The 23,534-nt window shown below is 69.4% G+C and carries 22 protein-coding genes; 14 read left to right on the forward strand and 8 right to left on the reverse strand.

Annotated features, from left to right (window positions below):
* The first annotated feature begins 25 nt into the window (after positions 1-25).
* From crcB to E4M01_RS07240, 6 genes are all read left to right on the forward strand, one after another.
* Positions 26-412 (forward strand): fluoride efflux transporter CrcB, encoded by a 387-nt coding sequence (crcB, locus tag E4M01_RS07215; RefSeq protein WP_135062650.1) that lies wholly within the window; start codon positions 26-28, stop codon positions 410-412.
* Positions 409-1,404 carry an RluA family pseudouridine synthase gene (locus E4M01_RS07220; RefSeq protein WP_135061450.1) on the forward strand — a complete coding sequence of 332 codons (996 nt, stop codon included), beginning with the start codon at positions 409-411 and terminating at the stop codon, positions 1,402-1,404. The genes crcB and E4M01_RS07220 overlap by 4 nt, the downstream gene beginning before the upstream one ends.
* Positions 1,401-2,078, forward strand: coding sequence for an HAD-IA family hydrolase (locus E4M01_RS07225; RefSeq protein WP_135061448.1), 678 nt, complete (start codon positions 1,401-1,403; stop codon positions 2,076-2,078). The genes E4M01_RS07220 and E4M01_RS07225 overlap by 4 nt, the downstream gene beginning before the upstream one ends.
* Positions 2,075-2,839, forward strand: coding sequence for an ATP12 family chaperone protein (locus E4M01_RS07230; protein WP_135061446.1), 765 nt, complete (start codon positions 2,075-2,077; stop codon positions 2,837-2,839). The genes E4M01_RS07225 and E4M01_RS07230 overlap by 4 nt, the downstream gene beginning before the upstream one ends.
* A gap of 79 nt (positions 2,840-2,918) precedes the next feature.
* Entirely contained in the window at positions 2,919-3,368 is a 450-nt protein-coding gene (locus E4M01_RS07235; RefSeq protein WP_135061444.1) for a hypothetical protein, read from the forward strand.
* Positions 3,365-3,661: a transcriptional regulator gene (locus E4M01_RS07240; RefSeq protein WP_135061442.1), complete on the forward strand. Its 297-nt coding sequence runs from the start codon at positions 3,365-3,367 to the stop codon at positions 3,659-3,661. Before E4M01_RS07235 ends, E4M01_RS07240 begins: the two co-directional genes overlap by 4 nt.
* A gap of 3 nt (positions 3,662-3,664) precedes the next feature.
* Here the strand turns inward: E4M01_RS07240 and E4M01_RS07245 are convergent, their stop codons facing one another.
* Positions 3,665-4,348: a methyltransferase gene (locus tag E4M01_RS07245; RefSeq protein ID WP_135062648.1), complete on the reverse strand. Its 684-nt coding sequence runs from the start codon at positions 4,346-4,348 to the stop codon at positions 3,665-3,667.
* A 195-nt stretch (positions 4,349-4,543) separates the two neighbouring features.
* Here E4M01_RS07245 and E4M01_RS07250 point away from each other — a divergent pair, with 195 nt between their 5' ends.
* Complete coding sequence (locus E4M01_RS07250) at positions 4,544-5,560, forward strand: polyprenyl synthetase family protein (protein ID WP_135061440.1); 1,017 nt, start codon at positions 4,544-4,546, stop codon at positions 5,558-5,560.
* A 1-nt stretch (position 5,561) separates the two neighbouring features.
* Here E4M01_RS07250 and gluQRS read toward each other — a convergent pair whose 3' ends face one another.
* Complete coding sequence (gluQRS, locus tag E4M01_RS07255) at positions 5,562-6,410, reverse strand: tRNA glutamyl-Q(34) synthetase GluQRS (protein ID WP_135061438.1); 849 nt, start codon at positions 6,408-6,410, stop codon at positions 5,562-5,564.
* Positions 6,411-6,768: 358 nt separating this feature from the next.
* Here gluQRS and E4M01_RS07260 point away from each other — a divergent pair, with 358 nt between their 5' ends.
* Both E4M01_RS07260 and E4M01_RS07265 read left to right on the forward strand, forming a co-directional pair.
* Positions 6,769-7,443: a DNA-3-methyladenine glycosylase gene (locus tag E4M01_RS07260; RefSeq protein WP_135061436.1), complete on the forward strand. Its 675-nt coding sequence runs from the start codon at positions 6,769-6,771 to the stop codon at positions 7,441-7,443.
* A complete protein-coding gene (locus E4M01_RS07265; protein WP_135061434.1) occupies positions 7,443-8,081 on the forward strand; it encodes a trimeric intracellular cation channel family protein in 639 nt (212 codons plus the stop codon). The genes E4M01_RS07260 and E4M01_RS07265 overlap by 1 nt, the downstream gene beginning before the upstream one ends.
* Here the strand turns inward: E4M01_RS07265 and arsC are convergent.
* Together arsC and E4M01_RS07275 are read right to left on the reverse strand one after the other, a co-directional pair.
* The gene (arsC, locus tag E4M01_RS07270; RefSeq protein ID WP_135061432.1) at positions 8,078-8,419 is read right to left on the reverse strand and encodes an arsenate reductase (glutaredoxin); all 342 of its coding nucleotides are present in this window, start codon (positions 8,417-8,419) and stop codon (positions 8,078-8,080) included. The two genes, E4M01_RS07265 and arsC, sit on opposite strands and share 4 nt — an antisense overlap.
* 2 nt (positions 8,420-8,421) lie before the next feature.
* Entirely contained in the window at positions 8,422-8,955 is a 534-nt protein-coding gene (locus E4M01_RS07275) for a hypothetical protein (RefSeq protein WP_135061430.1), read from the reverse strand.
* A gap of 73 nt (positions 8,956-9,028) precedes the next feature.
* On the opposite strand from E4M01_RS07275, the gene E4M01_RS07280 reads away from it, so the two are divergent.
* Genes E4M01_RS07280 through astB form a run of 4 tightly spaced genes read left to right on the forward strand, consistent with a single transcriptional unit; the run spans position 9,029 to position 14,035 of the window.
* Positions 9,029-10,285, forward strand: coding sequence for a hydrolase (locus E4M01_RS07280; protein ID WP_135061428.1), 1,257 nt, complete (start codon positions 9,029-9,031; stop codon positions 10,283-10,285).
* Entirely contained in the window at positions 10,285-11,292 is a 1,008-nt protein-coding gene (locus tag E4M01_RS07285) for an arginine N-succinyltransferase (RefSeq protein ID WP_135061426.1), read from the forward strand. Before E4M01_RS07280 ends, E4M01_RS07285 begins: the two co-directional genes overlap by 1 nt.
* Complete coding sequence (gene astD, locus E4M01_RS07290) at positions 11,289-12,704, forward strand: succinylglutamate-semialdehyde dehydrogenase (RefSeq protein ID WP_135061424.1); 1,416 nt, start codon at positions 11,289-11,291, stop codon at positions 12,702-12,704. The genes E4M01_RS07285 and astD overlap by 4 nt, the downstream gene beginning before the upstream one ends.
* Positions 12,701-14,035 (forward strand): N-succinylarginine dihydrolase, encoded by a 1,335-nt coding sequence (astB, locus tag E4M01_RS07295; RefSeq protein ID WP_135061422.1) that lies wholly within the window; start codon positions 12,701-12,703, stop codon positions 14,033-14,035. The genes astD and astB overlap by 4 nt, the downstream gene beginning before the upstream one ends.
* 227 nt (positions 14,036-14,262) lie before the next feature.
* Here the strand turns inward: astB and E4M01_RS07300 are convergent, their stop codons facing one another.
* The 3 genes from E4M01_RS07300 to E4M01_RS07310 form a co-directional block, all read right to left on the reverse strand.
* Positions 14,263-18,477 (reverse strand): translocation/assembly module TamB domain-containing protein, encoded by a 4,215-nt coding sequence (locus E4M01_RS07300; protein ID WP_135061420.1) that lies wholly within the window; start codon positions 18,475-18,477, stop codon positions 14,263-14,265.
* Complete coding sequence (locus E4M01_RS07305; RefSeq protein ID WP_135061418.1) at positions 18,474-20,258, reverse strand: autotransporter assembly complex family protein; 1,785 nt, start codon at positions 20,256-20,258, stop codon at positions 18,474-18,476. Before E4M01_RS07305 ends, E4M01_RS07300 begins: the two co-directional genes overlap by 4 nt.
* Positions 20,259-20,319: 61 nt before the next feature.
* Positions 20,320-20,580, reverse strand: a complete 261-nt coding sequence (locus tag E4M01_RS07310; protein ID WP_135061416.1) for a hypothetical protein — start codon at positions 20,578-20,580, stop codon at positions 20,320-20,322.
* A 125-nt stretch (positions 20,581-20,705) separates the two neighbouring features.
* On the opposite strand from E4M01_RS07310, the gene E4M01_RS07315 reads away from it, so the two are divergent.
* On the forward strand, positions 20,706-22,448 hold the full coding sequence (locus tag E4M01_RS07315) for an ATP-binding protein (RefSeq protein WP_135061414.1): 1,743 nt from the start codon (positions 20,706-20,708) through the stop codon (positions 22,446-22,448).
* On the opposite strand, the gene E4M01_RS07320 is transcribed toward E4M01_RS07315, so the two are convergent.
* The gene (locus tag E4M01_RS07320; protein ID WP_135061412.1) at positions 22,424-23,497 is read right to left on the reverse strand and encodes a CaiB/BaiF CoA-transferase family protein; all 1,074 of its coding nucleotides are present in this window, start codon (positions 23,495-23,497) and stop codon (positions 22,424-22,426) included. The genes E4M01_RS07315 and E4M01_RS07320 overlap by 25 nt on opposite strands.
* Between the last annotated feature and the right edge of the window lie 37 nt (positions 23,498-23,534).

Genomic DNA, 23,534 nt, shown 5'->3' on the forward strand with positions numbered 1-23,534 from the left:
CAGCCTCTGTAATAAGCCGCCGATGATGACACGTTTTCTGCTTGTGGCGAGCGGCGGGGCCTTGGGGGCCATGGCGCGCTATGGCGTGGGCATGGTGGCCTTGCGCTGGGGCGGGATTGGCGGCTGGCCCTGGGGGACCTTTGCGGTCAACGCCATGGGCGGTCTGCTGATGGGGCTGCTGGCGGGCTGGCTGGCCTTGCGCGGGACCGCGGGGCAGGAGAGCGTTCGCCTGTTCGCCGCCGTCGGTCTGCTGGGCGGTTTCACCACCTTTTCGGCCTTCTCGCTGGAGACGGCGCTGATGATCCAGCGACGGGAGTTGGCGCTGGCGGCCGCCTATGTCGCCGGCTCGGTGGTCGTGGCGATCGGGGCGCTGTTCGTCGGGCTTTGGCTGGCGCGGAGGGCCTTCGCATGAGCCGCGAAGTCCAGACCCTGTACGTCGCCGAGGCCGAGGACGGCATTCGCCTGGATCGGTGGTTCAAGCGCCGCTGGCCGCACCTGTCGCACATCCAGGTCGAGAAGATGGCTCGCAGCGGCCAGATCCGCGTCGACGGCTCGCGCGCCAAGCCCCAGGACCGGCTGACCGCCGGCGCGGCCATCCGCGTCCCGCCTCTGCCCGACGCCAATCCGCGCCAGCCGGGCGACAAGCACGAGCTGACCGAGCGCGACGTGGCCTACGCCAAGTCGCTGGTGCTCTATGAGGACGACCTGGTCATCGCTTTGAACAAGCCGCACGGCCTGGCGGTGCAGGGCGGCACCAAGACCACCAAGCACGTCGACCGCCTGCTGTCGGCCTGGGGCGAGGGGATGGATCGGCCGCGTCTGGTGCATCGCCTGGACCGCGACACCTCGGGCGTGCTGCTTCTCGGCAAGGGGCCCGAGGCGGCCAAGCGGCTGGCCGGCGCCTTTGCGCGTCGGCAGGCCAAGAAGACCTATTGGGCCATCGTCATCGGCAATCCCAAGCCCGTGGCGGGCCAGATCGACCTGGCGCTGAAGAAGACCGGCATCAACGACTTCGAGATGATGCGCACCGCCGATCCCAAGGATCACGGCGCGGAACCGGCCGAGACGGCCTATGCGACGCTCAGCCGGGCGGCGCATCGCGCGGCCTGGATGGCGCTGAGGCCGTTCACGGGGCGGACCCACCAGCTGCGCGCCCACATGGCCGCGATCGGGCATCCGATCCTGGGCGACCCCAAATACGGCACCGAGCAGTCGACCGAGCTGAGCGGGCCGCTGCGCCTGCAGCTTCACGCCAGACGCATCGAGCTGGACCATCCCGGCGGCGGCAAGCTGATCGTCGAGGCCCCGCTGAGCCCCGAGATGAAGGCCGGCTTCGCGCACTTCGGCTTCTCGGAGGACGAGGCGGACGAGGACCCCTTCGCCGGAGTGAGGCGCCTGCGTTGAGGCCTCTGGCGGTCTTCGACATCGACGGCACCCTGGTCGACAGCCGAGTGCTGATCCACGAGGCGGCGGTGGCCGGCGCGCGGGCGGTCGGACTGCCGGACCCGACCTATGACGAAGTTCGCCAGACGGTGGGTCTGTCGCTGCCGGTCGCGATGCGCGCGCTGGCGCCTGACATCCCGGACGCGGCGCTGGATCGGTTCGTAGCAGGCTTTCAGGCCTATTTCCGGGCCCACTACGATGCGGGGCGCGAAGAGCCGCTGTATCCAGGCGTCGACGACATGCTGCGCCGTCTTCGCAAAGACGGCTGGCGGCTGGCCCTGGCCACGGGGCAGAACAGGCGGGGCGTGGCTCGCAACCTGGCGCGGGCGGGGTGGGGCGACACCTTCATATCGGCCCACTGTGCGGAGGACGGGCCGGGCAAGCCGGATCCGACGATGCTGCGCGCGGCCATGACCGCCTGTCGGGCCTGCGCCGCCACCACGGTCATGATCGGCGATACCGGCCATGACCACCGCATGGCGCTGAATGCCGGGGTGCCCGCCTATGGCGTGGCCTGGGGCTTCAATACGGTGGAGGAGCAACTGGCCGCTGGCGCCGTGATGGTCGCTTCGGACTGGCCGGACCTCGAAGCCGCGCTCGACCGTTTCGCTGTCCAAGCCTTCGAGATCGCCTGATGCATATTCCACCGATGGATCCCAACGTCGCGGCCCGAAAGGGCTTTCGCGAGTCCGAAGAGCGCATCAAACGCTTCTGGAAGACTGCCAGCACGGAGGCGCGCGACGACGGCTGGGTCGTTCTGCTGGACGGCCGGGCGCCCAAGACGCCGGCCGGCGCCGCGCTGATCCTTCCGACCGAAGCCGCGGCGCAACTGGTCGCGGATGAGTGGAACGCTCAGGGCGAGCATCTGGCCCCCGCGACCATGCCGGCTACGCGCCTCGCCTCCACCGCCATCGACCGCATCGGCCAGGCCCGCGAGCCGGTGGCCGACGAGATCGCCGCCTACGCCGGCTCGGACGCCCTTTGCTACATCGCCGAGGCGCCGACCGGCCTGATCGAACGCCAGGCCCGCGAGTGGACGCCATGGCGTGAGTGGGCGGCGCGCGAACTGGGCGTCGCGCTGCATCCGGCGGAGGGCATCGTGCATCGCGCCCAGCCGGCCGAGTCCCTGTCGCGGGTGAAGGCGCTGGCGCTGGAGCTAGACGACTTCGCCCTGACGGGTCTGGCGACGGTGGTGCCGCTTTTCGGATCGGCGGTGCTGGGTCTGGCGATGCAGCGAAGCGCTTTAACGGCCGAAGAGGCGTTCGAAATCTCGCGGCTCGAGGAACGCTTCCAGGAAGAGCAGTGGGGCCAGGACGCCGAGGCTGCCGAACGCGTCGCCGCTCGCCGCGACGAAGCCGTGCTGTTGCAGCGATGGTTCGAGGCGCTGCGCGCTTAACTTTCCAAACTGGAAAGTTTTGACTTGCCAGCACGGAAAGTCTGCGTCATTTTCCGCCATGGAAAGTGAGGAAGACATCATGACCGACGACAACCAAAGCCCGCAGGACGCGCTGGCCTCCATCACCGCCGCGCGCGCCGGAATCGTCAAGGACACGCGGTATCCGCTGTCCTGGGACCTGGGCTACGGCGCGATCTGCGGCGCCCTGGTGGGCGGTCAGGCCCTGCCGACGCTGTGGGCAGGGCTCGTTCTGGCGTTCGCCATGGTGGGCCTGGTCCTGTCAATCCGGGCCTGGCGCAAGGAGATGGGCTACTGGGTCAACGGCTATTCGCCGCGCCGGGCGCGCTGGGTGGCGATCGGCCTGGCGGTGGTTCTGATCGCCCTGATGGGCGTGTCGCTCTGGTTCCGGTCCAATGGCCTGCACTGGGGCGGCCTGATCACCTTCGCGCTCGGCTTTGTGGCGGCGGTCGTGGGCGGGCGGCTGTGGATGAGGACTTGGAAGGCGGAGTTGGCGGAGGAGGGGCAGTGAGTGCGGCCTTTGACCCGATCATCCACGCGCCCGGACGGCTTCAGCTCTGCGCCATCCTGTCCAGCGTTGACGAGGCCGAGTTCACGGTGCTGAAGGAGGCGATCCAGGTGTCGGACTCCGTCATGTCCAAGCACCTGAAGCTGCTGGAGGAAGCAGGCTATGTCACCGTGTCCAAGGCCGCGCGCGAAGGTCGACAACGGACCTGGGCGGCCCTGACGAAGGCGGGGCGTCAGGCCTTCACCGCCCATGTGGCCGAGTTGAACCGACTGGCCGCCGCGACCCTGCCGGCCTGAGGGTCAGAAGAACAGCGAGGCTTCGCCGCGCAGGATCGCTTCGGCCTCAGACGTGTGCTTGGCGTCGGAGCGGTCATGCAGAACCAGGGGCGGCAGGAGGCGCAGCGGGGCCTTGCCGCCCCGAACGGCTTGGACCAGTACCCGCTTGGCGGCTTCGTCGGCGTGGGGCTGGACCGGGCGAATGGCGAAGGAGCCCGCCTTGGCGCCCAGCAACGCCAGCAGGTCGGCCAGGCGATCCGCGCGGTGAATGACGATGATCCGGCCGCCGTCCTTCGTCGCTGCCAGCAGGAAATCGGTCCAGGCCTTCAGTCCGTCGTCGGCCAGCCACGCCGCGCGTTTGCCTTCGGCGGGCGCGCGCAGAGCGTTCGCATCGTCAAAGAAGGGCGGATTGGAGACGGCCCAGTCGAACCGCTCGAGACCCAGCGCGCGAAATCCAGCGGAGACGTCGCCGCTGATGATCTCCGCCGGTGCGCCGTTGATCGTGGCGTTCCAGCGCGCCAGGCTGGCGGCGTCGACTTCGCGCTCCAGCCCGGTCAAGCTGACGCCGGGCCGCCGTTTCGCCACCTGCATCAGCACCGCGCCAGCCCCGGATCCGGCTTCGATCAGACGCTCGCCAGGCCGGGCGTCGACGGCGGCCGCCAGCAAGGCGGCGTCCATGCCGGCGCGATAGCCCCGCTCGGGCTGCATCAAGCAGACACGGCCGCCCAGCAGCCTGCTTTCGACGGCGTTCGCAGGGGCGGAAGAGGACGGGTCTGACACGGCGATCCTTCTTGACCCATAGGGGGCGCGCCACCATTGTGCGCCGCATCGCGACCGGGCAAGCCGGCGCCTGGATTTATGCGGTCGCAACGACGGCCGCTTCGGTGGTGAAAGAGTATTCCATTGGACGCTGCAACCGTCGCCGCTCCCCGCGCCAAGGGTGACGTGGAGGCCCTGGGCCGTCTGGCCCAGGCCGACATGGCGGCGGTCGACGCCCTGATCCTGGAGCGAATGCAGTCCGACGTGCCGGTGATCCCGCGCCTGGCCGAGCATCTGGTCGCGGCGGGCGGCAAGCGGCTGCGTCCGCTGCTGACCGTCGCCGCAGCGCGAGCGGTGGGCGCGACCGACGACATCGAGGCCCCGCGCAAGCTGGCCGCAGCGGTCGAGTTCATCCACACCGCCACCCTGCTGCACGACGACATCGTCGACGGGTCGGAGATGCGGCGCGGCAAGGTCGCGGCGCATCTGATCTGGGGCGCCGCGTCGTCGGTTCTGGTCGGTGACTTCCTGTTCGCGCGCGCCTTCGAGCTTATGGTCGAGACGGATTCAATTCGTGCGCTTGGCGCTCTGGCTCAAGCTTCGCGCGTGATCGCTGAGGGGGAGGTGCTGCAGCTGACGCGCGCGCACGACCTGAATCTGGATCAGGCCACCTATCTGCAGATCATCCGCGCCAAGACGGCCGAACTGTTTGCCGCCGCGGCTGAATCGGGCGCCGTGGGCGCCGGAGCGGACGAGGCGTCGGTGAAAGCCCTGCGCGACTACGGCATGGCGCTGGGCGTGGCCTTCCAACTCGCGGACGACGCTCTGGATTACGGCGGGGCGTCCGAGGCCCTGGGCAAGAACGCCGGCGACGACTTCAACGAGGGCAAGGCGACGCTGCCCCTGCTGCTGGCGGTCCAGCGCACGCGCGGGCGCGAGGACGCCTTCTGGGAGCGCACCGTCACCAAGGGCGAGCGCACGCCGGATGACTTCCGCCGGGCGCGCGAACTGATCATCGGCACCGGGGCGGTGGGCGCGACCCTGGATCTGGCGGGCGACTACGCCGATCAGGCCAAGGCGGCGCTGAGCGTGCTGCCCGCTGGCGAATGGCGCGAGGCGCTGGAGCGTCTGGCCGACTTCTCCGTAAGCCGCGCCGCCTGATCTAGAGGCCGATCCGCGTCCGCACCTGTTCCGGGGTTACGCCATCGCCGCGCAGCTCCGCCAGCGTCACCGAGCGGTCGCGCTTGGCGTAGCGGCGACCGTCCGGCCCGCTCAGCAGGCGGTGGTGGCGATAGGTCGGCGCGGGCCAGCCCATCAGGGCGTGGATCAGACGCTGGATGTGCGTGGCCTCGAACAGATCTTCGCCTCGGATCACCTGGGTCACGCCCTGCAGGGCGTCGTCGTGGGTGACTGCGAGGTGATAGGCGACGCCGGCGTCCTTGCGCGCCACGATGATGTCCCCCGCCGCCTCTGGGCGCGCCGCCAAACGGCCGGTCTCGCCGTCGGGGCCTCGGCCGATTTCATCGAAAGACAGGGCGGCCCAGGCCTCTTCTCCCAGCGCCTCCCGCGCGCGATCCAGCGAGAGCCGCCAGGCGAACGGCCGGTCAGAGCCCAGAAGGCGAGCTTCCTCGTCCGGCGCGTGGGGTCCGGGACGCACGGCCTCGACGGGGCCATGGGGCGCGTCGCCGATGGCGGCGGCGACCTCCTTGCGGGTGCGGAAGCACCGGTACAGCAGTCCGCGCACCCGCATCTGCTCGATGGCGGCGGCGTAGTCGTCCAGATGATCCGACTGGCGCCGCACCGGTCCGTCCCAGTCCAGGCCCAGCCAGGCGAGGTCCTCGAGGATGCCCGCCTCATACTCGGGACGGCAGCGCGTAGGGTCGATGTCCTCGATGCGCAGCAGGAAACGTCCGCCCGCGTCACGCGCGGCCCGCCACGCGGTCAGGGTCGAATAGGCGTGGCCCAGATGCAGCCGGCCGGTCGGGGAGGGGGCGAAGCGGGTGACGAACAATGATGGAACTGCGTTAGATCACAAGGAGGTGTATTGATTGCGTGGCCATGGCTTGATTACCTGAGGTTGCCTTGGGGGGAGGCTTGCCATGTTATTGAAAAAGTTTGTTTTGACGGCGTCACTCATTCTGTTCAGCGGTTCGATCTCCGCAATGACAGTCCGACCAGCTAGCGCGTGCGTAGGCGAAAACTGCCCTGCTCACTGCGATTGTCTCTACGAATGCCAGCAACGGTATGCCGGTGAGCTTAACGAGTTGATCAAGTGCAATGAGGGGTGTCACGTCGTCTTCCCTTGCACCAGCCATCCCTGCGGTCTTTCCACTCCCCTGTAACGGCTGTTTATTGTAGCGAGGGTTTCTATGGCCCTCGCTCCGACCTCGTCTCAGATCGCCGCCGCGCGTCAGGCCCTTGCCGCCGCCGACCCGGCGCTAGCGCGGGCGCATGCGACGACGCCGGAGTTCGAATGGCGGCTGAGGCCCGGCGGATACGAAGGTCTGTTCCGCATGATCGTGGAGCAGCAGGTGTCGGTGGCGGCCGCCGCGTCGATCTGGGCGCGGGTCGTGGCGGGGCTCGACGGGACGGTGACGCCCGAGGCCGTGCTGGCGCGCGATGTCGAGACACTGCGCGGCTTCGGCCTGTCGGGTCAGAAGGCGACCTACGGCCGCGAGATCGCCCTGGCCCAGGCCGAGGGCCGGATCGATTTCGACCATCTGGAGCGGCTTGACGACGCCCAGGCCGTCGCCGCCCTGACCGCCATCAAGGGTGTCGGAAAATGGACGGCCGAGACCTTCCTGATGTTCTGCGAAGGCCGGCTGGACGTGTTTCCGGGTGGCGACGTGGCGCTTCAGGAGGCGATGCGTTGGGCTGACCGCGCTGAAACCCGACCCAATGAGAAGCAGGCCTACGCCCGCGCCGAATTGTGGCGCCCGCACCGCGGCGTGGCGGCGCACCTGCTGTGGGGCTGGTATGGCGGGGTGAAGCGCGGCGAGATCGCGCTTGAAGAGGCTGAACAGAAGGCCGGGGGAAGCGACTGATGGATCCCACCATCGCACATCCGGACCGTGTTCTGCCGCTGCTCGATTTCGCGGGCGTGGCGGTGTTCGCCGCCACCGGCGCCCTGGCCGCCGCGCGGGACAAGCACGACCTGGTGACCTTCTCCTTCTTCGCCGCCGTGACAGGCGTCGGCGGCGGCACCCTGCGCGACCTGCTGATCGGCGCGCCAGTCTTCTGGGTGCAGGACTGGCGCTATATCGCGGTATGTCTGGTGGCTGCGGCGGCGGTCTGGGTGACGGGCAACCGCACCTGGCGCTTCCGCGCCCTGCTGTGGCTCGACGCCCTGGGGCTGGCGGCCTACGGCGTGATGGGGGCGGCCAAGGCGGCCGCCTTCGGCGTATCGCCGCTGATCTGCATCGTCATGGGAGCACTGACGGCGACCTTCGGAGGCATCGTGCGCGACCTGCTGGCCGGCCAGCCCTCGGTGCTGCTGCGCCGCGAGATCACTATCTCGGCCGGCATCCTCGCCGCGGCGACCTTCGTCGGCCTGAAGACGCTGGGCGTGCCAAGCTGGCCGGCCGCCTTCGCCGGGACCGGGCTGGGCTTTGCGCTGAGGGCCGGCGCCCTGACCTGGGGGTGGAGCCTGCCGTCCTTCCCCGGCGCGCCGACGCGGCCCTAGATCAGATCCAGGATCGTCTCGACCGGGCGGCCGATGCGCGCGCCCTTGTCCGTCTCGACGATGGGCCGCTCGACCAGCACGGGGCGAGCGATCATGGCGTTCATGATCTTATCGTCAGATGCGCCCGTGTCGGCCAGCTCCACCGCCTCGGCTTCCCGGCGGCGCAGCAGCCCCGCGAGACCCAGGCCCGATCTTTCGGCCAGACGCATCAAGGTTTCGCGATCCCAGCCGGTCTTCAGATATTCGACCACGGTCGGCTCCACGCCGTGTTCGCGCAGCAACTCCAGCGCCTTGCGCGAGGTCGAGCATTTCGGATTGTGGAACAGGGTCGGCGTCATCGTCAGCGGGCCGCTTTCAGGCGACGTAGATAGACCGCTCCCTTGAGCGCTGCGCCAGACAGCACGACCAGGATGGCTGTAGCCACCCAGTCCACCGCCACCAGCCAGACTGGCACGGGAGATGGGGCGACCTCGGCCATGCCGCCGGTGAGGATCGCCGCCACGTTCATGAAGGCCCCCCAGCCGGTCAGGATGAGCGCGGCCATGGGGATGAACCGGGTCATCTTCGTCCACTGGAGCGCGGCGATCAGTCCATAGACCAGCAGAGTGAAGATGGCGGCGAAGACGGCCGCGACCGGCATGACGAGTTCCAGCGCCACGGCGCCGCCGGCCATGTTCTCCAGTTCGGGCGTCGCAAGCGCCATCGCCGCCTGGGGATTGACGCCCATCCAGCCGATCAACACCACGCCTGCCGCCGCATGGGCCATCAGGCCGACCGCGCCCAGCCGCGCCGCGCGCTGCGCCTCCAGCATGCCGCGCGGTTCGCGCAAAGGATGGGCGGCCTGTAGCCAGGGCTTGAGATCGAAGGATGCCATGGCCGCCTCCTATCGTCCGACGCCGCGAGACGCCAGCCTTCACCTTTGAACGCCGCGCCGCTAGGGTCGAGCCATGCGGATTCTGGATGAAGACAGGGCCGTGCTCGACCATGTCGCGGCGCGGGCCGAGCGCATCGTCGGGCGCGCGGTGGACTGGGCCAATCTGAACTCGGGCAGCCGAAATCGCGGCGGGCTGGAGGCGGTGCTGGACGCCCTGGAGGCCGAGGCCCGGCGTGTCCTGCCCGAGGCGGCCATCGTGCGCATAGCCACCACGCCTGCGGTGGTCGTTGGCGACGATGCCGTGGCGCGAGAAGAAGCCTATTCTGACGCTCTGAGCCTATCGATCCGGCCCCAGGCCCCGATCCAGGTCGTGCTGACCGGCCATTACGACACCGTCTTCCCGATCGACAGCGCCTTCCAGACCGTGGCCGTTCGCGCGGACGGCGCGCTTAACGGGCCGGGGATCGCCGATATGAAAGGCGGCATCAGCGTCATCCTGGCGGCGCTGGAGGCGTTCGAGACCCACGCGGCCAAGGGCGGCGTCGGCTGGACCGTGCTGCTCAGCCCGGACGAGGAAATCGGCTCGCCGGGCTCGGCGTCGTTGCTGGCCGAACTCGGCGCGCGCGGGCATCTGGGCCTGACCTACGAACCCGCCCTGGCGGACGGTTCGATGGCGGGTGCGAGGAAGGGCTCGGGCAACTTCCACCTGATCGTGCGCGGCCGGTCCGCCCATGCGGGGCGGGCCTTCCACGAGGGGGCCAACGCCGTGGCCGGCGCGGCCGCCGTCGCCGTCGCCTTGCACGCCCTCAACGGCCAGCATGAGGGCGTGACGGTCAATGTGGCCAAGATTTCGGGCGGTGCGGCGCTGAACGTCGTGGCCGACCATGCGGTGGTGCGCTTCAACGTGCGCGTCCCCGACGCCGAGGCGGCCGACTGGATCGCAAAGCAGGTCGACGCCATCGCCGCCCAGCCGCCCTTCGAGGGCCTGAGCCTGGAGCTGCACGGCGGCTTCACCCGTCCGCCCAAACCCATGGATGCCGCTCAAAGCGCCCTGTTTGAGGCGGTGCGCCAGGCCGGCGAACTGCTGGGCCAGAGCATCCGCTGGGCGCCGTCCGGCGGAGTCTGCGAGGGCAATAATCTGCACGCGGCGGGCCTGCCCAACATCGACACCCTGGGGGTGCGCGGCGGCGATATCCATTCGGATCAGGAGTTCGCCTGGCCCGACAGCTTCGTCGAACGGGCCCAGCTGAGCGCGCTCATCCTGTGCAAGGTCGCCTCGGGCGAGATCGACGCGCCCGGGCTCAAGGCCCTGCTTCTGGAGAGCCGCTGATGCTGGTCGTCCGCCCCGCAAATCCCGGCGATCTGGATCACCTGCTGGAGCTAGCCATCCTGTCCGGCCCCGGCTTCACGAGCCTGCCTGAGGATCCGGACATGCTGGCCGACCGGCTGGACGTCAGCCGCGACAGCTTTTTGGGGCGCCTGGAGCCGCAGGAGCGATGGTACACCCTCATGCTGGAGGAAACCGACACCGGCGACGTCGACGGCGTCGGCTCGGTCAAGGCGGCCGTGGGCCTGAAGCGGCCCTTCTTCAGCTTCCGCGTCGTGAACAACACCCAGTCCTCGCCCTCCCTGGGCGTGAAGCTGGATCAGAAGACGCTGGTGCTGGTCAACGAATGCACCGGCTGGACCGAGGTCGGCTCGCTGTTTCTGAAGGCGGATCGGCGCAAGGGCGGCGCGGGGCGGCTGCTCAGCCAGTCGCGCTATATGTTGATCGGGGCCGAGCCTGACCTGTTCGCCGACAATGTGCTGGCCGAACTGCGCGGGGTCTTTACGCCCGACGGCGCCTGCCCGTTCTGGGACCATGTCGCGCACAAGTTCTTTCCCATGGAGTTCGACGAGGCCGATCGCATGACCGGCTCGACGGACAAGCAGTTCATCCTCGACCTCGCGCCGCGCCACCCAATCTATATCGAGCTGTTGCCCGAGCCTGCGCGGGCGGTCATCGGCAAGGTGCATCCGCAGGGCGTGCCCGCCATGGCGCTGCTGGAAAGCGAGGGCTTCCGGCCCAATGGCCTGGTCGACATCTTCGACGCTGGTCCGACCGTGGCCTGCGGGCGCGACAACATCCGCACGGTCCGCGATGCGCGCAGGCTGAAGGTCGAGATCGTGGACGAGCCGGACGTCGAGCTGGTCAGCCTGATCTCGACCGACAGCGTCAACGACTTCCGCGCCGTGCGCCAGCGCGTCGAGATCGAGGGAGAGACGGCCCGCCTGAACCGCGAAACGGCGGCGGCGCTGAAGGTGAAGTCGGGGGACGTCGTAAGGGTGAAATCATGAGCCAGCTGACCTCGATCGATCCGGCCGCCGAACAGGTGGTCTGGCAGGGCGCCGAGAGCACGCCGGGCCAGGTGGCCGACGCCGTCGCGGCCGCGCGCGCAGCCTTCCCCGACTGGGCCGATCGCCCGCGTCAGGACCGGATCGACGCCGTCAAACGCTATCAGGCCGCGCTCAAGGCCCGCGCGCCCGAAATGGCCCAGGCCATCAGCCGCGAGACCGGCAAGGCGCTGTGGGAGACCACGGCCGAGCTGGGCTCGATGCAGGGCAAGGTCGACATCTCCATCCGCGCCTATGACGAGCGCACGGGCGAACGGGCGAATGACACCGCCTTCGGCCGCGCGGTGCTGCGTCACCGCCCGCATGGCGTGGCGGCGGTGCTGGGGCCGTTCAACTTCCCGGGCCACCTGCCCAACGGCCATATCGTGCCGGCCCTGCTGGCCGGCGACACGGTGGTGTTCAAACCCTCGGAAGAGACGCCGTGGACCGGCCAGCTGATGGCCGAGTGCCTGGCTGAGGCCGATCTGCCGGCCGGGGTCTTCAACCTGGTGCAGGGTGGCCGCGAGGTGGGCGCGGCCCTGCTGGACCAGCCGATCGACGCCCTGATGTTCACGGGCTCGGGCTCGGCGGGCGCGCACTTCCGCAGAAAGTTCGCCGACGACCCGCATGTGATCCTGGCGCTGGAGCTGGGCGGCAACAATCCGCTGGTGGTGTGGGACGCCGCTGACGCCGAGGCCGTAGCTGGGCTGGTGGTGCAGTCGGCCTTTGTCACGACGGGCCAGCGCTGTTCGTGCGCGCGGCGGCTGATCGTGCCGGAAGGTCCGCAGGGCGACGCCATCGTCGAGGCCGTGGCGGCCCTGGTCGATCGGCTGATTTTCGCGCCCTGGGACAGCCAGCCCGAGCCCTATGGCGGGCCGCTGATCTCCAAGGCGGCGGCGGCGGCGGCGCTCAAGGCGTTGCAGGACCGCATCGACGCCGGCGCGCGGGTGATCCGCGCCTCGGGGCCGGTCGACAATCTGCCGGGCGCCTTCGTACGCCCCGCCCTGATCGACGTGACCGGCGTGCACGTGCCGGACGAGGAGATGTTCGCCCCATTCCTGTCGGTCACCCGCGTGGCGAGCTTCGACGCCGCGATCCAGGAGGCCAACGCCACCCGATACGGCCTGTCCGCCGGCCTGGTCAGCGACGATCCGGCGAACTGGGACCGCTTCATCCGCCGCATCCGCGCCGGCGTCGTCAACTTCAACCGCCCCACGACGGGCGCGGCGGGCGACATGCCCTTCGGCGGCCTGGGCGCCAGCGGCAACCATCGCCCCAGCGCCTATTACGCCGCCGACTACTGCGCCTATCCGGTCGCCAGCTTCGAAGCGGCGGGGGTGAAGAACATCGAGGGCGAGATGAAGGGCCTGCGATGAACCCGGCGGTCGAGGCCAACGCCGACGGGCTGATCGGACCAACGCACTCCTATGCGGGGCTGTCGCCAGGCAATCTGGCGTCCAGCCTGAACAAAGGCGAGGCGTCGAACCCGCGCGCGGCAGTGCTGCAGGGGCTCGACAAGATGAAGGCCTTGGCTGACCTCGGCCTGCCGCAGTTCGTGTTGCCGCCGCATGAGCGGCCGAACATTCCGTTTCTGCGCACCCTGGGGTTTGACGGAACGGACGCCCAGGCTCTGGAGCGGGCGTGGAAAGACGCGCCCAGCTTCGCCGCGGCGGCCTGTTCCGCCTCGCCAATGTGGGCCGCCAATGCCGCAACCGTGACGCCCAGCGCCGACGCGGCCGACGGGCGGGTGCATTTCACGCCGGCCAATCTGGTGACCAACCTGCACCGCTCGCTTGAGCACCAGCAGACGAAGCGGGCGCTGGATGCGCTGTTTCCCGACGCCGAACGGTTCGCGGTCCACGACGCCCTCCGGCCGGTCGGGCATCTGGCGGACGAGGGGGCGGCCAATCATGTGCGACTGTGCGCCGAGCACGGCGCGCCGGGCGTCAATCTGATGGTCTGGGGCCGCGAGGCCTTCGAAGCCTGGGACGATCCCTATCCGGCCCGCCAGACGCGCGAGGCGTGTCAGGCCGTGATGCGGCGGCACGGGGCGTCGGGCGCCGTGCTGGCGCGCCAAGGGCGGGCGGCGATCGCGGGCGGCACCTTCCACAACGACGTGGTGTGCGTCGGCGCGCTGCAGACCCTTTTTTTCCATGACCTGGCTTTCGAGGACACGGAGGAGACCAAGGCCGCGATCCGGCTTGCCGCCGAGGGCCTGTTCGAGCCGATCTTCGTCGAAGTGGCGTCGGCGGACCTGCCGCTGGCGGACGCGATCTCCAGCTATCTATTCAACTCCATGCTGATCCAGGTGCCGGGGGACGACCGGCTGACGCTGATCTGCCCGACCGAGACGCGGGACAATCCGCGCAGCCATGCGGTGGCGCAGAGCCTCGCCGGGTCGAATGGGCCGATCGGCCGGGTCGAGTACGTCGATGTGCGCCAGTCGATGCGAAACGGCGGCGGCCCGGCGTGCCTGCGCCTGCGTGTTGTGCTGACCGAAGCCGAGCTTGCGGCGACCAACCCGGCCATGCGGTTGACCGACGACCTGCACGGCCGGCTGTCGGCCTGGGCCGAGCGGCACTATCGCGACCGGCTGACGCCCGGCGATCTGGCCGATCCCGCGCTGCTGGACGAGAGCCGGCGGGCGCTGGACGAACTGACTGGGCTGCTGGGCCTGGGCGGCGGCTTCTATCCGTTCCAGCGGTAGGCTTTTCCCGTCCGCGCACCCCCCGAAGGCGACGGTCCAGATGATCCAAGTCGAGATCGGCGCCAGCGGAAAAACACCGTCTGAATAGTGTGAATGGTGTGAAATCGCTCCCTGGCTGCAGAGGCGGCGATCATAGCACCGTCGGCAGGGGCGCCAGGAAAGTGGGCGGCGCTTTCACGTGGCCCCTTGTTTATCGGAGATAAATTTCATCGCTCGATGCGCGATGGTCACCGGCGGTTCGGACGTCGGTCGACGGGTTCGCCGGGCCGACGCGACTCGCGACGCCAGCGGATCGACAGGCTGGCGTCGCCCTGTCCGCCGAACTGCGAACTGACCGCCACATTGCGGCGGACCTGCCATTCCACGCGCACCGCCGAGCCGCCGTCGCCGCCGCCGATGACTTCCAGATAGACGTCGTCGGTGATGTAGCGGCCGCCCGCCACGGTGAGCGCCGAGGCGTCGCCGCCGAAGGACAGGCGGTCCAGCCCGGCGAGTTCGCGAAGGTTGCCGATCACGTCGAAGCCGCCGCCGCCCGCCAGCGAGGCCACGCCCGAGGCGAGCTGCGCCGCCTCCAGGGCCGACAGCTGCGAGGCCGAGCGCCCAAACAGCACCTGCGACAGGATTTCGTCCTGGGGCAGGGCAGGCGTCGAACTCAGCGCGATCTCGGGCCGCGCAGCCGTGCCGGTGACGCGGATCACCGCCGTCAGAGCGGGATCCTCGCGCGTCGCCATCAGGTTCAGGCGAATGCGCTCAGGATCGGTGGACAGGGCGATCGTCCCGCTGTCGTCGAAGACGAACCGCTTGCCCGCGAACTCGTAGTCGCCGCGCACTACGCGGGCGTTTCCGGTCAGCTGCGGCTCAGCGATCGTGCCGCGCACCCGGGCGTTGAGGCCCAGCTCGACGTCCAGACCTCGGCCCCGCACGAAGATCTGCCGGCCGGTCAGGTCGATGTTCAAGGCGATCTGCGGGCCGCCCTGGCGGCCCGTGGTCTCGACCGGATCGCCGCCGGGGCGGTTGATCTCGACCACGTCCATGCGGACGACGCCGTTGGAGCCCGGCGGATTGGCCGCGATCTCGGCTTCGTTGACCGTCAGGTCGCCGTTCAGCTGGATGTTGCCGTCGGCGGCGCGAACCACGGTGATCGGGCCGGAGGCGCGCGCCTCCGCCAAGTCATTGTCGATGATGCGGAAGCGCGTCAGCTGAAGCTGCAGGTTCGACGCCGACCCCTGGCGCAGGCCCAGGCGGCCCTGGCCGGACACCTGCCCGCCCGAGCCGTCATTGCCCTGGAACCGTTCGAGCACTGCGGTTGTATCGTCGAAACGCGTGGCCAAGGCGACGTTGTCGAGCCGCAGACCGGTGGCCGTGTCGTTGAACGACCCTTGCGCCAGGTCCAGACGGCCGTTGACGCGCGGGGCGTTGAGCGTGCCGCCCAGGGTGGCGTTGGCGTCGATCTGACCCGCCAGCGAGCGCTCGCCGCCCAGGAACAGGTCCCAGATGGGCTGAATCTGGCCGTTGATGGCCACATCGCCGCTCATGTTGCGCGTCCGGGCGATGGCCAGGCGCAGCGGTGCGGCCGAGGTTTCGACCGGCAGAGTCACATTGGCCCGCGCCTGGACGGCGTTGGGGCTGGAAGCGTTGGCCTGGATAGTGAGCGTGTCGCCGGCCAGATTGGCGTTCACCGTCCCGTCCACCGCAATGCCGCGGGGCGCGTCCACGCTGCGCAGCTGCCGCAGGTCGATATTGGCCGAACCCGACAGGTCCGAGCCAGCGCCGCGCAGGGAGACGCGGCCGGTCACCTGGCCGCGCAGGTCGGGGGCGATGGAGCCGACCTCGACGCCTTGCAGATTGGCCTCGATGGAGGCGGCGCGGTCGTCCTGGCGCAGCTCGCCGGTCAGGAAGCCGCCGCCGACGCCCAGATCGGCGCGGATCACGCGGCCGGCGCCGCTGAAGGCCGCGACCAGCGGGGTGCGGGTGTTGAAGGCGATCTCGCGCACGCGGCCCGCGCCGTTCAGCGTCACGCTGGTGTCGTCTCCCCGGCGCGAGAATATCCCGTTGCCGTCGAAGTTGACCGGGTTCGGGCCGCCGACGTCGATGACCAGGGTGAAGGGCAGGCGCTCCAGCGTGCCCTGGCCGTTCAGGTCCAGGCTGCGGATGACGATGTCCGATCCGGCGGGGCGCATATTGCGGCCGGTGACGTTCAGGATGGCGGTCTGATCGCCCCCACCCTCGGTCAGGCGAACGCGCCCCTGCGCCTCGCCCGCCGCCAGGAAGGCGCCGGGGCGGGCGGTGAAGGTCAGGTCGGCGCTGGACGGCACATTGTCGGACAGGGCAATGGCGCCCTGGGCCGTGATCCCGCCGGCGTCCAAATCGACGTCCGACAGGCGGATGCGATCTCCACCCAGGAAGAAGTTGCCCGAGGCGCGCGCCGGTCCGTAGTTCGAGGCCGAAGTCAGGGCGACGCGGCCGTCGGACGAATCCGCGCCGCGACGGAAGCTGAGAACCAGGTCGGCCTGGGTCAGCTGCAGCGCCGCAACGTCGATGCGGTCGAAGCGGGCGCGCAGGTCGGCGCGCGGCTGAGCCAGGGTGCCGGTCAGGGCGCCGTCGCCGCTCATGTTGCCGACGATCTCGACCGGGCCGGCCGCAAAGGGGCCCTGGGCGTTCCAGTCCAGCGCCAGGCGCAGGCGGCCGCCGGTTTCGATCAGGCCCCTGGCGCCCGCCCGCGCCTGGGCGCCCGTCAGCTGGCCGCGGTCGATGGCGATCCGGCCGTCGTTGAACGATCCGGCGAGTTGCAGGCGGGGCGTCTGGCCCAGCAGGCGATCCAGCTCGGCCATGCCGGTGACCAGGCGCTGGCCGCGGCCGTCGAAGGTCATGACCCACGGCGCGCCCGGGCGGGCGGACGAGGCCTGGATGGGGCCGCCGAAGGCGCCGCGCGCGCCGGGTTGTATGCGGCCGACGTCGGTGATGGCGGCGTTGCCCCGGAAGCCCAGGCCGCCGGTCAGATTGCGCTGGCCCGAGCCGGTCAGGGTCAGAGCCTGTCCGCGCGCGTCGATGCGGCGCAGCAGGAACGCGCCGTCAGGCAAGCGCGAGGCCTCCATCTGGACGCGCGGCGTGGCGCCCAGCAGGCCGCCGATGATGCCCTGGCCCGAACCGCCGGTCGCGCGGATGTCGCCGACCACGTCCATGCGGCCGTTGTTGACCGCGACGTTCAACGGGCCCGAAATGCGGGTGGCGCGATAAGATGCGATGTCGGCGCCCAGCAGGCTGGCCGAGCCGTCCAGCTTCCAGTTCTGGGCGTCGCCGGTGAAGACGCCGACATAGGCGGCCGGGCCGGCGATCGGTGTGCCGGCCAGGCGGCTGAGCGATCGGGTCGAAAGCTCCAGCCTCATGCCGTCGGGCGCCGAGCGGTCGCTCATGCGGATAATTCCGGAGGCGCGGCTGTCGATGTTGTCGGCGTACAGCCGCCAACCCACGCCCTGGAAGCCTTCGCGGCGATCCGGCACGGCGGCGAAGCCGAAGCGGGCGGTGCGGCCGATGCGCTCGACGAAAGGCTCCAGCAGGTCCGAACCCGAGAAGTCGAAGAACCCCGACACACGCGCGCCGTCGTCGCCGCCGTAGCGGCCGCGCACGGTCAGGGGCGTGAACTCTCCGGTGCGCATGACCACGTCGACGATCTCGCCGTTGACCACGGCGGCCGCCGTGAACGGCTGGTCGGGGGAATAGCCAAGCGCGCCGGCGATCGGGCCGCCCTGCGCCTCATTGGCGCGCAGATTGACGCGCAGGTCTTCGATGTCGCCCCCGAACACGGCGGCCAGGCGCAGATAGTCGCCTTCGCGGCTGAGGCTGTAGGCGTTGACGTTGGCCGCCTTGGCTCCGCGGCGCGGAATGTCGGCGTCGCCCGACAGGCGCCACCGGCCGTACTCCTTGGAGAAGTCCTCCATCAGTTCGACGCTGGCGGCGAAGCGGTCGATCTTGACGTCGATGGGCGTGGGGCCGCCCGGTTCGGTCGGCGGCTCGACGATGGGCCGGCGGATGACGCGGATGTTGTCGGCCGAGATTTCGCTGGCGTGGAAGCGACGCATGACCAGGGGCCAATAGCTCCAGTCCACGCGGACGTTGGTGGCTTCGAGCCAGACGCCCTCTTCGTCGGTGACGGTGACGCGCGCCAGGCGGAAGTCGTTGAACAGATCGCCCGACAGGCCCTCGACGTTGATGCGGCCGTAGCGGCCGATCTTCTTGCCGGCGACGAAGCTGGTGACGAGGCCGCGGCCAGCGTCGGAGACGATGTACATCCGCCCGCCGACGGCCACGGCGATGGCCAGGGCCAGCAGGACGGCGACGCCGATGCCGCCGAAGAAGGCCAGGGCCTGCAGGCGGCTGCGCTTGCGCTTTTCGCGCTTGGCCGGGCTTTCCGGCGTTTCGACGGTAGGAGGGGTCTCGGTCAAAACGCCTGGCCGATGCTGATGTAGAGCTGGAAGTCCGCGTCACCGTCGCGCTTGTCGAGCGGGAAGGCCACGTCGGCGCGGATCGGGCCGAACGGCAGCTTGTAGCGCACGCCGAAGCCGGCGCCGTAGCGCAGGTTGTTGAAGTTCGGCGTCTCCTGGAAGCCGATTGCGCCGGCGTCGACGAAGACCACGCCCTGGAAGCTGCGGCCGATGTCGCGGCGCACCTCCATCGAGGTTTCGAACAGACTCAAGCCCCCGCGCGGGGTGTTGTCGGGCAGGCGCGGGCCGACGCTTTGATAGCTGTAGCCGCGCACGGACCCGCCGCCGCCGGAATAGAACAGGCGGTCGGACGGCACGGTCAGCTCTTCGCCGCCGATGATGGAGCCCAGGCGCACGCGCCCGGCCAGCACGGTGGTGGCGCCGTCGGTCAGGGGCAGATAGCCCGTCGCCTGGCCCTCGGTGCGCAGGAAGAAGACGGTGTCGTCGCCGGCCACGGCCGTCGGCTGGGCCGAGACGAGCAGGCGATAGCCGCGCACCGGGTCCAGCGGATCGTTCGAGCGGTCCATGTAGACCGAGCTTCGTCCGGTCAGGATCGCCAAGTCGCGGTCAAAACGCACTGGAGCTTGGGTGATAGGATCGAACCGGGTCTCCCGATAGCGGCCCGCATCCAGCCCGATGCCGTAGGTAAAGTATGAGGTCTTGCCGATCCGCTGCCTCAGGTCGGCCGCCGTGGTCAGGGCCAGGCGGCGATAGGCGTCGGTGTCTTCATAGACGATGGCGGCGTCAAGGGTCAGCGTGCGGCCGGGCCGACGCCAGTGCGGCAGGCTGAGATCCACGCCCAGCCGGCTGTTGATGTCGGCCAAGCGCGCCTGGAACCGCAGGGTGTCAGCGCGGCCGAAGCGATTGCGCCACGTCCAGATGCCTTCGACGCCAGAGCCTTCCGCCGTGGAGTAGGTCGCGCCAGCTTCCAGCAGGCGCGGCGGGCTGTCGGCCAGGGTGACGACGACCGGGCGAAGGCCCTGTTCGTCGGTTTGGGCGATGGGGGCGAGGGCGACGCCGACGCCGTCGTAGACGTTGGTTTCGAGCAGACGGCGCTCGAGTTCGGCCACATCCTCGGGATCGTAGACGTCCCCGGTCGTCCAGGGCGCCAGGCCGGCGACCCATTCGGGGCTGGTGATGCCGCGCGTCAGCAGGCGGATGCCGTCCAGACGGACCAGGTCGCCGGATGCGATATTGTAGGTCGGGTCGACGGTGAAGGTGGCGTGATCGACCACCACGCGCCGCGGCTCGGCGCGGGCGTCGGCATAGCCGCGTCGGGTCAGGGTGGAGACCACGCGCCCTTCAGCGGCGATGACATCGGCCGCGCGACCCGGTTCGCCCGGCGTCAGCTGGATGGCCTCGCGCGCGGCCGTCGCGCTTTCGGCGTCGGGCTCGGGCGCGCGCCAGGCGATGGTCGGTTCGGTCAGGACGAAGCGGCGGCCAGGCTCGACAGAAACGATGGCGACAGCCGTCTCCTCGCCCTCGACGATGTCTTCCAACACCGGCTGATAATAGCCCTCGGACCGCAGCAGGGCCTCGGCGGCCTCGACGCCTGCGCGGGCGCGACGGCGCGCCTCGAAGCGGTTGGCGGGCGGATTGTCCGTCTCTCCGATGGCCTGTTCCAGCTGACGGCGCAGTTCGGGTGAGACATCGCCTCTGATCTGAGCGCGCGGCTCGGCGAGGGCGGGAGCAGCGAAGGCGCAGGCGGCCGCGGCGACAAGAAGAGAGGAGCGGAACGTCAAACCCAGGCCTTGCAGTCGGGCCGCATGGAGGCGGCGATCGGAAACACGCGGTCGTCGCCGCTCAGTAGAACATCGTCTCGCTTTCGGGGCGCACGGTCTCTTCCGACGTCCGCTCTTCGGGCGGCAGGGCCGAGGCGTCGATGGGAGGGCTTTCCGGCGCCGTCTCGACCACAGGCGCGGCCGAGCCCTCCGCCGGCGTCGCCTCGACCGTCACCTCCGGGATGTCCGACCGTTCGGCTGCCTGATCGTTGCGAGGCTCATCGCAGGCGCTCACGGCGATGGTCAGCCCTGCGGCCACGAAAAGCAGAAGCGACTGTTTCATCTCACGGACTCCCCGAACTCGATCCGCAACGCGGACTTGCATGCAAGGTTCCCCGCACTGCGGCGATGGTGCGGCAACGAAACCTTACCCTTTTCAGGGTCTAGTCGATCCGGGAGAGGAATAAAATGCAGCAGTCGACCTACGCCATCGTCGCGGAGGTGCGCTTTCGGGAGCTGAAGACCCGCATCGGCCTGGCCGCGTTCATCGGTCTGGTCGCCTGGGTTCTTTCGCCCTCGATCTTCCCACTTGTGTGGTTCGGCGCGGTGGTCGTCAGCCAGATGATCGACTGGCTGGTGTTTCGTCCTTTCCGCCTCAAACCCGAGCGGCCGGTGACGCTCAGCCGCAAGATCGTCTGTTGCGTTACGGCCAGCCTGAGCGTCGTCGTCTATTCATCCATCGCCGCCTATCTGTGGTTCACGGCCGGCGAGGTCGGGCGCCTGTTCGCCATTGTCCAGGTGGCGGGCGGCCTGCTGCACGTCAGCCTGCACATGCACGAGGTGCGTCCCCTGCTGCTGTCGGCCGCCATACCGCACGGCCTGTACTTTTTGGGCCTGCCGATTCTGAGCGCATGGATCACCGGACAGAGGCATGTCGCCCTGATCGCCTTGGGCGGCGTGCTCTATCTGATGCACCTGGTCGTCGCCGTGCGGCAAAGCTCAAGCACCAACAACGCCCTGCGACGCGCCAATGAGGTGGCGGATCAGGAGCGCCGCAAGGCCGAGGTCGCCAGCGCGGCCAAGTCCGACTTCCTGGCGGTCATCAGCCACGAAATCCGCACGCCGATGAACGCGGTCATCTCCTCGGCGAACCTGCTGCGCCGCACCCGGCTCGACAAGGATCAGCAGGAACATGTGGCCATGCTGACCGAGGCCGGCGATGTGCTGATGGGGCTGCTAAACGACGTGCTCGACTTCTCGAAGATCGAGGCGGGCCGGATGTCCTTGGAATCGGCCGAAATGGATTTGCGCGACCGGCTGTCCATGCTGGAGCGGATGTGGCAGCCTCGCGCAGAGGCGAACGGGGTCGAATTGACTGTCCGCGTGGCGCCGGACGCGCCGGACTGCATACTGACGGACCCCCTGCGGCTGCAGCAGATCCTGTTCAACCTGATCTCCAACGCCGTGAAGTTCACGGATCAGGGTCGAATAGACGTCACGGCGGAATGGGACGCGGGCGAAGGGCGTCTCAACGTGACGGTCAGGGACACCGGTTGCGGCATTCCGGCAGAGAGACTGGCCCGCGTCTTCGACAGCTTCGAGCAGGCCGACGCCGGTACGACGCGTCGCTACGGCGGAACCGGCCTGGGCCTGGCGATCAGCCGGCGCCTGGCGGAGCTGATGGGCGGATCGCTGACGGCCGCCAGTCGGGAAGGGGAGGGCTCGGCGTTCGTCCTGAGCCTTCCGGCGCAGGTCGTTGATGCGTCGAGCTCGCGGCCCGTGAAGCCCGAGGCGGATGGGCAGGCCCTGTTTGGCCGATCGGTGCTCGTGGTCGACGACCACGAGGTGAATCGCCGCATTGTCGGCTTGCTGCTCCAACCGCACGGACTGCGCCTGACGTTCGCGGTCAACGGTGAGGAAGCGGTGGAGATTGCTCGCAACGCCGAATTCGACGTGGTGCTGATGGACATGCAGATGCCGGTCATGGACGGGCTGGAGGCCACGCGCGCCATTCGCAGCGAGGGCCCCAATATCGACACGCCGATCATCGCTCTGACGGCCAACGCCATGGACAATCACCGCGCGGCCTGGGACGCGGTCGGCGTTCGGGCCTTCCTGACCAAGCCGATCGAACCAACCCTGTTGGTGACCGCCCTGGCGGAGGCCTGCGCCTCACCCCGCGACGATCAGGCCCAGCGCGCCAAGGCCTGATCGGGGGCGAGCGCAGGCGGGATCGACGTCGCCTCGGGCGCGTCACCGTCGAATCTCGGGGCAGGCTGGGGCGCGCCGCCCGCGAACGCCGCTCTGGCCAGATTGTGCGGATGCTCGCGCGCCTCGGCCAGAGTCAGAACGGGCGTCACGCAGGCTTCGGTTCCCATGAAGTGGGCGGCCCAGTCGTCTCGGTCGCGTCCGGCGAAGGCCGTTGCGAAACGGGCATGTAGACCCGGCCAAGTCGCAAGATCGTATTGCGGCGCCTCGACTGCGGGGATGTCGAGGCCCGCGAGCAGGGCGGCGTAGAAGCGGGGCTCAAGGGCCCCCACCGCCACGAAGCGGCCGTCGCGGCAGGCGTAGCACCGGTAGAAGGGCGCGCCGCCGTCCAGCAGGTTGGCGCCGCGACGATCCGACCAAAGGCCTCGCGCTTCCAAGGCGTGGAACAGACTGGTCAGCAGAGCCGATCCGTCGGTCATGGCGGCGTCCACCACCACGCCGCGCCCCGTCGCGCGGGCCTGAACGAGAGCCGCCAGCAGTCCGGAGACCATCATCATGGCGCCTCCGCCGTAGTCTCCGATCAGGTTGAGCGGCGGACGGGGGGGTCTGTCGGGCTCGCCGATGTGATGCAGGGCGCCGGACAAGGCGATGTAGTTGATGTCGTGGCCGACCTGGTCCGCCAAAGGCCCGGTCTGCCCCCAGCCGGTGACCCGAGCGTAGACCAGCTGCGGGTTCGCCCTCTGCAGGGCTTCCGGCCCCAACCCCAGACGCTCCATGACTCCGGGCCGAAAGCCTTCGATGACGGCGTCCGCGCGCCCCGCCAGATGCTTGACCGTCGCCAGATCGTCGTCCGACTTGAGATCGACTGGCAGGGCCGGCCGCCCGCGGTGCAGGATTTCGCCGCCCACGTCGTCGAACACGGCGGCCGGCGCGCCTCCGCCGCGCGTCAGGCGAATGACGTCGGCGCCGAAGTCCGCCAGGACCATTCCGGCGAAGGTCACCGGGCCCAGACCGTCGAACTCGAGAATGCGCACGCCCGCCAGAGGTCTCATGCCCTCTGGCTAGCGGTCATCAGGGAAAAAATCGAGG

This window comes from Brevundimonas sp. MF30-B (assembly GCF_004683885.1).
GTDB lineage: Bacteria > Pseudomonadota > Alphaproteobacteria > Caulobacterales > Caulobacteraceae > Brevundimonas.